Consider the following 10,331-nt stretch of genomic DNA (forward strand, 5'->3'; position numbering starts at 1 on the left):
TCACCCTTGTGACCTTAACTGAAACCATTCAAGTGTTTGTCAAGGGCAAATGCGGCTCCGATTGGTATAGTCAGTGGGCCTTCACCACCTTTAATTTTTAGTTTTCATAAAAAATTTGACAGTTCCAAACAGCTCATCCAATCAAGTCAAAACGCTGCTGTTTTTGTTCATTATACTTATGTGATAACGTTATTTAATTGCTCATCAATGCACAACTTTGTTTTCACTGATCTTCTTCTTAAAATTCAGTCAATTCCCAAACTATACTGTCACCATCTTCAGGTATAAATTCTTCAGCTCCTACAGGCACCATTTCTTCATTTACTTCATATACCCAAAACAAGTTGCCCGATACGTCTTGCTCCGCTCCTTCAATCGCTTCAATGAAACCTTCCTCAGTAACCTCTATATCGTAGTTTTCAATCATAATATCAAGTAAATTATCGTTTTCATCTGCTTCTATCGTATCATCCACCATTTCTTCACTTTGATTACGTATGATTACTGAAACTTCTTTTGAATTTCCTGCTGGTAACAAGTTTCCATCATTTGCATTTATAAACCAAATAAGCGCAACAACTACTAAAGCAGCCACCACTCCTGATATAATGATATTTGTTTTCTTATTCATTTTTTTCTCCTTTATTACCTTTATTTTTCATAAATGTTCTTTTTGCATCCATGCGGCAAAATAGATTCATTGTCAGAGGATATAAAATCGCTAAAAATACGATATTTCCTCCTGCATGCATAATGTCGAAAAATAATCCCGATAAATAATACGGCACTAGTATATTCCAACCGAAAAATGGAGCCTGAACCACGGATATAATTAATCCGTAGAGCATGCCCAACAAACCTGCAAATAACTGTAGTACTGCTAATGGCATTTTATGGTGCTTATTCCTTAATAGATTGGTCAAGCCCACTAATATAGAAAATGCAATAATCTGAGCTACAGTCCATGGGCCCATTCCAAGATATATATTGCTCAATAGTACAGACAAAACTGAGACCGCTAATCCTGTCTTCCAGCCATAGTACAAGGTGATGCAGACGACAAGCACCGTCATAGGCTGTACATTAGGTAAAAAAGCGAAGCCTAGTCTTCCCAGTGTCACTAGTGCTGTAAATAAAGCTGTACGAGTCAATGCATAGGTTCTTCCTATTGAATGCCCAGAATCATTATTTATTTCACTGAGCCCCACCGTCTGATCCTCCTTTAGCTATGTTTCGTGCTCTTATATGTGTACCATTTTGTTAAAACGACTCGACCACCTTTAAAAAAAGTGGTCGAGTCGTTTATTGTATTTACATTGCTTCTTTAAAGATTTTAATAATGTCTTCTTTTGTTCCAGAAATCGGATTTGTTCCTGCATTTCCATCTTTCAAGGCCATTTCTGCCATGTATTCAAAGTCTTCTTCTTTTACACCTAGCTCTTTTAGTCCTGTAGGAATGCCCACATCTGAAGATAATCTTCTTAATGCTTCAATTGTTTTATCTGCTGCTTCCATCACGGACAAACCTTCAATGTTTTCTCCCAGAAAACTTGCCATATCTGCATATTTCTTAGGATTGGAAATAAGGTTGTATCTCGCAACGTGTGGCAACAGTACTGCATTAGCGACACCGTGAGGCATATCATACAAACCTCCAAGTTGGTGAGCCATTGCGTGAACATACCCTAGACCCGAATTGTTGAATGCCATTCCAGCTAATAACGATGCATGAGCCATATTCTCTCTGGCTTCTATATTCTGCCCATTGGCAACAGCTTGACGCAAATTGTTTGAGATAAGTTTCATTGCCTGGATTGCTGCAGCATCTGTAACCGGATTAGCCCCTAGAGTAATATATGATTCAACAGCATGAGTCAAGGCATCCATACCTGTTGCAGCTGTTAATGCTGCTGGTTTACCCAGCATAAGCAGTGGATCATTAATTGAAACAAGTGGAGTGTTTCTCCAGCTCACAATGACATACTTAATTTTAAGTTCTGTATTTGTAATAACAGCATGACGAGTGATCTCACTTGCTGTTCCAGCTGTTGTATTCACTGCAATAATTGGAGGCAATGGATTTTCCAGCGTGTCAATTCCGGCGTAATCATACAAGTCACCTTCATGTGTCGCTGCAATCCCAATACCTTTCCCACAATCATGAGGACTGCCTCCTCCAACCGTGATAATCATGTCACACTTTTCTTCCTGATAGATTTTCAATCCATCAGAAACATTTGTATCTTTAGGATTCGGCTCTACTTTATCGTATATAACTGATTCGATTCCTTCTGCTTTCAGTAACTCAAGCACATGCTCGACAGGCCCTCCTGAAAGTTGGCTTAAAAATCCATCGGTTACTACTAATACTTTAGTTCCACCTAACAACTTTGCTTTTTCTCCTACGACCTTAACTGAACCTCTTCCAAAATAGTTTGTTGTCGGTAAAAAATAATCAAACATTCTAATTCTCTCCTTTGTATAGTATTTGTGTTATTGTTCACAAACTAATAATATAATGATAACGTTTTAAACAAAACGGACAGATTACCCCATGTGTCAAAAATTACTGCCTGAGATCTATCCGTTGATAGTCTTTTTTTATAAAGAGATTGCCAGGTACAGCAGAGCACCCAGTGCGCCACCGACAAGTGGCCCCACAATAGGAATCCATGCATAATGCCATTCTGAACTTCCTTTGTTTTTTATCGGTAAGGCTTGATGGGCTAATCTCGGCCCGAAATCTCGAGCTGGATTAATAGCATAGCCGGTTGTTCCCCCTAGAGAAATACCAATAGCCACAATAAGCAGGCCCACAATTAAAGGATTCAATCCTTCTGTAAACTCACCTTGCGTAAATGCCAGTAAAGAGAAAACCAGTACAATTGTTGCAATAATTTCGGATAGTATATTCCATTTTTCACCTTTAATAGCCGGGCCTGTTGAGAAGACGGCTAATATAGCACCTTGGTCAGACGTGGCATCAAAGTGCATCTTGTAATGAATCCAAACTAAGATGGCTCCTGTAAACCCTCCAGCAACTTGTGCGATGATGTAAGGAATAACTGACCCCCATCCGATTTCTCCAGCAACGGCCATACCAACTGTCACTGCAGGATTGATATGAGCCGGCGATAACCAGCCAACTGCATATACAGCAATAGCCACTGCCAGTCCCCATCCTATAGTAATCATCAGCCAGCCAGTGTCGTAAGATTTTGTCTTTTTTAAAACACTTGCTGCAACTGCGCCATCCCCAAGAAGGATTAAAATCAAGGTCCCTAGATATTCTCCTAGCAGCTGTTGTGTTAAAGTTGTTTCCAATTTGTCGCCTCCTTATTCTGGGCTGAGTTACGTACACAGTTCTCACTTTGAACTCAGCCCTTACTTTAATGGCTTTTTTAAGCACAATACCCTAAGTTTATCTTATTTAACTGATTCGGACAGTTCGGTGAAGATAACGCCTAAAGCATATGCCCCAGCATCTGGATGTCCAATGCTTCGCTCCCCAACTGTACCCGCTCGACCCATGTGAGCCACGGTATCTTTAGTTTTTTCGGCTCCTTCAACAGCAGCAGCTGCTCCACTCTTAAACGCTTCTTTGAACGTCTCATTGTTTTGTGCACTTTCAGCTAATGCTTTTTGGCAAGGAATCAATGCATCAATGAGTGTTTTATCGCCAATATCTGCACCTTTTCCGAAGGATCGCTCTCCAGTGTCCTGTATCCCTTTAACAGCAGAAGCCATCATTTCAGCAAATTCAGAAACAGTCAGTACAGTTTTCCCTTCTACCTGCTTTCCTGCTGATCTGAAAGCTGATCCCCAAATAGGCCCGGATGCTCCTCCACAGTTTTTCATGATAATTAGAGAACACTCTTCTAAAAACTCACCAATATCAGCTGATTTTTCTAATATATAGTGCCATTCCCTCTTGACCTGTTTAAACCCTTTAGAGATGCTCATTCCGAAATCCCCATCTCCAGCATGTGCGTCCAGCTCACAAAACGGCGCTTCATTTTCGATAATAATTTCACTCATCTTATCCACTAAATAAATCATGTTATCTAACGTTAGTTCATCATCAGATAGTTTTGCACTTGATTCACTTGTTTCAACTTCAAAAGAAACGGGTTTATCTGTCTCTTCTTCTAAAACATCTACAAATTCAACTTGATTGACTTCTCCAGAAACTTTAAATGCCGGTGCATCACTTTCTAGAGAGACTAGTTTTTTCAGTTCATCGTCAAGTTTCATAATCGACAAGGATACGCCTGCCATATCGATACTGGTCATATAGTTGCCGACGAAGGTCCGGTTGATTTTCAGTCCGCTGGCATCAATTTGCTTAGCCACTTCATGGTTAAACAAATACAGCTCTTGTAAAGGTGTTGCCCCGAAACCATTAACCAGCACCACTAATTCTTCCGATGAATCTTTTTCAACATTTAAATCTTTTAAAAGGTCCGCTACCATTCTTTCTGCTAACTGACTAGCAGGCATCACTTTTTCTTTTCTAATTCCTGGTTCGCCATGAATACCTACTCCGTACTCCATTTCGTCTTCAGCTAATTTAAAGGTTGGAGAGCCTTTTGCAGGAACAGTACATGAAGTGAGTGCCATTCCTATACTCCTTACGTTATCTGCGGCTTTTTGAGCCAGTCTCTTAACTTCTGGCAAATCTTTACCCTCTTCTGCTGCTGCTCCAGCTACTTTGTGGACCAGTACAGTTCCTGCAACCCCTCTTCTTCCAACAGTGTACAAGCTGTCTTCAACGGCAATATCATCTTCTACTTTTACGTAATCGACTTGCATGCCATCTTCTTCAGCTAAATGGGCTGCATTTTTAAAGTTCATGACATCTCCGGAATAGTTCTTTATAATCAACAACGTACCCTTATTTCCTCCGGATGCTTTTAAAGCCTGGTAAACTTGTATTTGAGAAGGAGAGGCAAATACTTCTCCACAAACCGCGACGTCCAACATTCCTTTTCCAACAAAACCAGCATGGCAGGTTCGTGTCCACTGCCACCCCCGCTTATCAAGGTAACCTTATCCGTATTTATGTCTTTTTTCTTAATTATTTTATATTTTTTTATAAGCTCAAGTTCAGGATGTGCCATGACGATACCATTGCACATTTCCATCATTAGCGTATCTGGTGTATTGATAATTTTTTTCAATTTTCTATCTCCTTTAAATGCCTCATTCTCTTTTACCGATTAGATACTGAATTTTTTTAAACGTCTTTATGGCTGTCTATTAAGTTGGGGGTTCTTTATTTAATTGTGTTTTTCATTATCCTGCTACTCATTTCTTGCTCATATATAAACGCGCAAAGGCATCCACGGCTCTCAGAGCCTGTGCCACATCTTCTGGTGTTACATCAAAAGGCATATTGCTCATTGTCTCGCCTTCTTTTGTAGCCGACTTACCAATCTCCAGCAATTCGTCAAAAGACTTGTCTTCAAGGTGCATCTGTTCTAAAGTCACAGGAAGGTCTAGTTGGATATACAGCTCCAAATAGCGGTTAATCTCATCAATCGTCTTGTTCTCAAGCACCAGCTGTGTGAGTGTTCCGTAAGCCACTTTTTCTCCATGAGACAAGTGGTGAATATCTCCTTCAACGGCTGTGAACCCATTATGAATCGCGTGAGCCGCAGCCAGGCCGGAATCCTCGAAACCGAGGCCTGATAATAAGGTGTTGGCTTCTACAACCGCTTCCAATGCAGGGGTCACGATTTTCTCTTTATTGGCTTCATAGGCTAGCAGGGCGTAATCAAACAGAACCTCTTCACACTTTTCGGCGATCGCAAAACCGGCAATCGTCGCTTTTCCGCCACTCATCGTGTTGCCGTTTTTCTGTTTCACTGCGCGCGCTTCAACTAGCGTTGCCAGTGCATCTGAAATACCGGAGGCCATCATACGAGCGGGTGCTTGTGCCACAATAGCGGTATCCATTAAGACTAAATCAGGATTTTTCTTGTAAAACAAATACTGTTCAAATTCTCCGGCTTCTGTGTACACCACTGATAGGCCGGACGTTGGCGCATCGGTTGAGGCAAGTGTTGGAAATACGACAATCGGCACATTGTTGCGGTCCGCTACAGCTTTAGCTGTATCCAACGCCTTCCCTGCGCCCATCCCTAAGACAAAGTCAACACCATGATCCTGGGCCAGTTCGCTGACTCGGTTAATTTCCTTGGTGGAACATTCACCGTTAAACGTCACTTTTGTGATGTCAAAGCTTTCGTTTATATTGTCAATGAGTTGGTTGGCTGCGATTTTTTGTACAAATTCATCGGCTAAGACAAGCACCTTCTGTCCGAAATGCTCCATGTACTGACCTGCGTGACTGACTAAATCTTTCCCTTGAATGTATCGACTTGGACTGACAAATATTTTATCCATAATAACCTCCGTTTGATATTTTCTTGGTACACTTACAGTTTATAGTGAAAGCGCTTTTAAAAAAACGGACAGATTCTTTGATGTGTCAAAATTTAGCATGTCTAGCTTCATTTTTACTTAATATTGATTTAAACTATACTATATATACTGCTGCTATACGATGCGCTTTACCTGGGGGTATGATATGGACCAGTCGCTGATCACCAAGAAAGTAATTGCTTATTCCTTTAAAAACTTAATGAATAAGATGTCTTTTGCCAAAATCACCGTCAGTGATATAATGAAGCAGGCTGATTTAAGAAGGCAAACTTTTTATTATCACTTTCAAGACAAATACGAATTAATTGAGTGGATTTATAAAACTGAAAGCCAAGAAAACATTCGCGATTTTATTGATTATGAAAGATGGGACTCAATACTAGAATATATTTTTGTCTATTTTTATCGTGAGCAGGATTTTTACCGGAATGCTTTATTGCTTTACGAACAAAATAGTTTCTCTAGATCCTTGTTTGAGAATTTACAGGACCTTTATCTAGAAATATTAAATGATGAATCTTTTACGAATGCAGAATATACAGATAAAAGAAAAGTATTTCTTGCACGTTTCTTAAGTCATGGTATGGTTGGGACTCTTATAGAGTGGATCGAGTCAGGATGTAAAACTCCACATAAAGAAATAGCAGATAATTTGTATTTACACCTTTTAGATATATGTGGAAAATAAGGAGGATATAATTTATTATGAAACCGAAACAAATTCAAAACAATCCACAATTTAATACTCTTGCCATGCTGTCAGGTTATCACTTTGAACACAAGAACCGACTTCATCTTGACGCAGAGAATAGGATTGTATACAAAAAAAACCTGGACAAAGTGGCTGTTATCAGTGGGGGTGGAAGTGGACATGAGCCTGCCCATTTTGGATATGTTGGAGAAGGGTTACTCACAGCAAGTATTAACGGAGATTTCTTTATACCACCGAAACCAGAACAAATAGTAGAAGCAATAGAAAAAGCAGACTCTGGCAAAGGGGTGCTTCTGGTCGTAAAAAACTTCACAGCTGATGTCACTTCTTTTACCGAAGCAAAAAGCTTAGCTGAAAGTTACGGCCACCAAGTTGAACTTGTATGTGTATCCGATGATCATTCTATAGAAGGTAAAACATCATTTAAAAAAAGACATAGAGGAGTTGCGGGTACTGTTCTTGTCCATAAAATCTTAGGATTTTATGCTCAGGAAGGGGCTTCTCTTACAGAATTAAAACAAGTTGGTGACGAGTTAACTGCGAACCTATTTACACTTGGAGTTGCATTGAAAAGTGCCGTTCTCCCGGACAGCTCCAAGCCAGTATTCGAACTTGGAGATCATGAAGTTTCTTACGGAGTCGGTATACACGGGGAAGAAGGCTACAGAAAAGTTCCCTATCATTCTTCAGAACAGCTTGCTATTGAGCTGGTAAATAAAATGAGACGAATAATCGACTGGAATAATAATGATAAATTTGCAATTTTGGTTAACGGACTTGGGTCTACGACACTTATGGAACAGTATATATTTACTAATGATTTACGGCGCCTCTTACAAATTGAAAATATTGAGGTCGATTATATCAAAGTAGGTTCTCATCTCACTTCATATAATATGCACGGCGTTTCTTTAACCTTTCTAAAAATAAAGAATAGCGATTGGACTACTGCACTTAATCAACCTACTGATGCCTCAAACTGGTAGAGTTGCCAGTAAATGATAATTTTTATAGTTCACACAACTACTATGCGTTTCGCTTGAATACTTATGTGTAAATGTAGCGGACTGACATACCTTATCATCTCTTTGTGTAAAAGCATGCTATAGTAATCTTTTCTACCAAGTAATTCAAACACTTAAATGTAAAAAATGCATTCCCCTTTTTCCTCTTCCATAAGATAATAAAAGGAGGAATGCATTTTTTGTGTATACTTTAATCTCTTCTTATTATATAAGTGTTAATGATTTGGCTTATCCAAAAAATAAAGAGGAAAAGCAATAAGGAGTATAAGTACCAAAAGATATATGATAACTCCTGTATCAAGTACCATTGGAATACCAAAACCAAGATTCCCGAACGCGTTAATTCCTGCATGCATTAAAATCGCAAGCAAGACACTTTTAGTTTTGTAGACAATTAGCGTCAGTATCAGCGAATAGACAATGGTTGTCAGTAAATACGTAGAGAAATCGTAGTGGTAGTGGGCAAACACATCAATTAAAAACAGCGGCAGATGCCAAACACCCCACAAGACTCCTATAACTATACCAGTTACAGGTAAAGAAACTTTTTCTGATAAGTTGTCTTGTAAAATGCCTCGCCAGCCTAACTCTTCCACACCGCCTGCAAAAATCATGGCACCGAAAGCAAGAGGAAAGGCTATAATCTGTCCCATTTCTATTTCAGGAGCCCACCAGCCTCCATGGTAAATAAGATTCGCAATAAAACCAATGACTAAAGGTGAGAGCAGGCTGATAGGCCACCATAACCACTCAACTTTATAATGATATACACTCTTCCAAAACTCTTTTTGCTCCTTGTCCGAATACATCACATACACCATAAATAATGCAGCAAAAGCAGGCGCCCCTCCCCCAATAATTCCTAAAGCATTATAGGGAAAGTTATCCCATTCTATGGTCGTGGTTTCTAGTAAATAGGCAATGATACCATGCGAGACAAACATTAAAGCAAAGGTAAGCAATAAAAATATAGTTATTCTTTTTGCGCGTTTACTCATCCAACCCCTCCTCACATTTTAACAAATAAAACGGAAGAAATAAAATAAGCCTGGAGGTGTTTGCTTGAGCAAGAAGTGTTTGGATATGTTTGTCAGTTTACTTATTGCTAGCCTTTAATAAACACGTATTCATCCTCTGTTGAATGGTCATCGCTAAAGGAAAAATCTGAATGATTGAAATTTTTAAGTTTCTCAGGTGACTGCACCTGATTTTCGGCCATAAAGCGAACCATTTCTCCCCTAGCCATTTTGACCATCGTTCCTTTTTCTTTTACTTTACCGTCTATGAGTTCCCCGAATTTGCAGCGGATGATCTGTGCCTGGTCATTGTATTTGGTAATCGTTTTGCTGTACTCTTCTGAAGCCAAGTTGATGATTGTGTCCGTTTCATCCAGAAGCTGCTTAGCCAGCTGGTCTTCCCAGAAAGCATACACGGATGGATAGCTGTCATGCTTCAGCTTAGCCTGCATCTCCAGGCGGTAAGGCGTCACACCGTCAAAAGGTTTGAGGACACCGTAAAAGCCCGAGAGAATTCTTAAATGCTTCTCTAAATAATTGTACTGCTCTGTCTCCAAGACATTAGGCGCCATGTACTGGTACTGAATGCCTTCATAAGCAAGAATTGCCGGAGTCAGGTTTTTCCGTAAATCCATTTCCTGAATGCGTTCATAGTTTAACGTGGCAATCTTGTCGCTGGCTTTCCATATTTTCTTCAGTTCATCGTATGTTAAGGATTTTAAGTGGTTTAATAATTCCTCTGTTTTATTTATAAATTTGGGCAACTGGTTGTGGGTAAAACTGTCATTGTCTACCGTCATCTTCTTGGCCGGTGAAATAATAATTCGCATAAAAAACGCCCTTCTCTTAGTTAGTCTAGATAAGTATAGCAAGCAGAAGCGTTTCTTTCAAAGTGGAATTGTTATCATCGAGCTAAATGAAGGTAGACGACGTTCGTTTGTTTTTCATCTGCTACGTGCTTGCTCACTAGCACCATGAAAGAAAGCTGATGTTCGGTTCCTTTCATCGAGTAGGAGACTAGTCATTAATTGACTAGTCGACCTCTCACACCACCGTACGTACGGTTCTCGTATACGGCGGTTCAATAACTTGAATATCTCTAACGTTCATACAGTAGTATTAAATCTTTTA

At 39.6% G+C, this 10,331-nt stretch carries 9 protein-coding genes and 1 pseudogene; 2 read left to right on the top strand and 8 right to left on the bottom strand.

Annotated elements, in window-relative coordinates; all coding sequences use genetic code 11:
- Positions 1–238: 238 nt before the first annotated feature.
- The 6 genes and pseudogenes from ACYQ4S_RS09245 to ACYQ4S_RS09270 all read right to left on the bottom strand — a co-directional run bounded on the left by ACYQ4S_RS09245 (position 239) and on the right by ACYQ4S_RS09270 (position 6,408).
- Positions 239–631: a DUF4430 domain-containing protein gene (locus tag ACYQ4S_RS09245; protein WP_459770736.1), complete on the bottom strand. Its 393-nt coding sequence runs from the start codon at positions 629–631 to the stop codon at positions 239–241.
- Positions 624–1,208, bottom strand: a complete 585-nt coding sequence (locus ACYQ4S_RS09250; protein ID WP_459770737.1) for an ECF transporter S component — start codon at positions 1,206–1,208, stop codon at positions 624–626. The genes ACYQ4S_RS09245 and ACYQ4S_RS09250 overlap by 8 nt, the downstream gene beginning before the upstream one ends.
- A gap of 103 nt (positions 1,209–1,311) precedes the next feature.
- On the bottom strand, positions 1,312–2,463 hold the full coding sequence (locus ACYQ4S_RS09255) for an iron-containing alcohol dehydrogenase (protein WP_459770739.1): 1,152 nt from the start codon (positions 2,461–2,463) through the stop codon (positions 1,312–1,314).
- 138 nt (positions 2,464–2,601) lie between these two features.
- Positions 2,602–3,324 carry an MIP/aquaporin family protein gene (locus tag ACYQ4S_RS09260; protein ID WP_459770741.1) on the bottom strand — a complete coding sequence of 241 codons (723 nt, stop codon included), beginning with the start codon at positions 3,322–3,324 and terminating at the stop codon, positions 2,602–2,604.
- A gap of 102 nt (positions 3,325–3,426) precedes the next feature.
- Positions 3,427–5,147: pseudogene (dhaK, locus tag ACYQ4S_RS09265) on the bottom strand (dihydroxyacetone kinase subunit DhaK).
- Positions 5,148–5,307: 160 nt separating this feature from the next.
- Entirely contained in the window at positions 5,308–6,408 is a 1,101-nt protein-coding gene (locus ACYQ4S_RS09270; protein ID WP_459770742.1) for a glycerol dehydrogenase, read from the bottom strand.
- A gap of 184 nt (positions 6,409–6,592) precedes the next feature.
- On the opposite strand from ACYQ4S_RS09270, the gene dhaS reads away from it, so the two are divergent.
- Together dhaS and dhaQ are read left to right on the top strand one after the other, a co-directional pair.
- Complete coding sequence (dhaS, locus tag ACYQ4S_RS09275) at positions 6,593–7,135, top strand: dihydroxyacetone kinase transcriptional activator DhaS (RefSeq protein WP_459770744.1); 543 nt, start codon at positions 6,593–6,595, stop codon at positions 7,133–7,135.
- Positions 7,136–7,152: 17 nt separating this feature from the next.
- Positions 7,153–8,145, top strand: a complete 993-nt coding sequence (dhaQ, locus tag ACYQ4S_RS09280) for a DhaKLM operon coactivator DhaQ (RefSeq protein ID WP_459770746.1) — start codon at positions 7,153–7,155, stop codon at positions 8,143–8,145.
- A gap of 254 nt (positions 8,146–8,399) precedes the next feature.
- Here the strand turns inward: dhaQ and ACYQ4S_RS09285 are convergent, their stop codons facing one another.
- Both ACYQ4S_RS09285 and yaaA read right to left on the bottom strand, forming a co-directional pair.
- Positions 8,400–9,182: a CPBP family intramembrane glutamic endopeptidase gene (locus tag ACYQ4S_RS09285; protein WP_459770748.1), complete on the bottom strand. Its 783-nt coding sequence runs from the start codon at positions 9,180–9,182 to the stop codon at positions 8,400–8,402.
- 107 nt (positions 9,183–9,289) lie between these two features.
- The gene (yaaA, locus tag ACYQ4S_RS09290; RefSeq protein WP_459770750.1) at positions 9,290–10,030 is read right to left on the bottom strand and encodes a peroxide stress protein YaaA; all 741 of its coding nucleotides are present in this window, start codon (positions 10,028–10,030) and stop codon (positions 9,290–9,292) included.
- Between the last annotated feature and the right edge of the window lie 301 nt (positions 10,031–10,331).

Source organism: Alkalibacterium sp. s-m-28 (assembly GCF_054658175.1).

Bases quoted from the DNA above. Each gene is read 5' to 3' on its own strand.
- ACYQ4S_RS09285 (WP_459770748.1), bottom strand. From the start codon at position 9,182: ATGAGTAAACGCGCAAAAAGAATAACTATATTTTTATTGCTTACCTTT.
- yaaA (WP_459770750.1), bottom strand. From the start codon at position 10,030: ATGCGAATTATTATTTCACCGGCCAAGAAGATGACGGTAGACAATGAC.
- dhaS (WP_459770744.1), top strand. From the start codon at position 6,593: ATGGACCAGTCGCTGATCACCAAGAAAGTAATTGCTTATTCCTTTAAA.
- dhaQ (WP_459770746.1), top strand. From the start codon at position 7,153: ATGAAACCGAAACAAATTCAAAACAATCCACAATTTAATACTCTTGCC.
- ACYQ4S_RS09255 (WP_459770739.1), bottom strand. From the start codon at position 2,463: ATGTTTGATTATTTTTTACCGACAACAAACTATTTTGGAAGAGGTTCA.
- ACYQ4S_RS09270 (WP_459770742.1), bottom strand. From the start codon at position 6,408: ATGGATAAAATATTTGTCAGTCCAAGTCGATACATTCAAGGGAAAGAT.
- ACYQ4S_RS09245 (WP_459770736.1), bottom strand. From the start codon at position 631: ATGAATAAGAAAACAAATATCATTATATCAGGAGTGGTGGCTGCTTTA.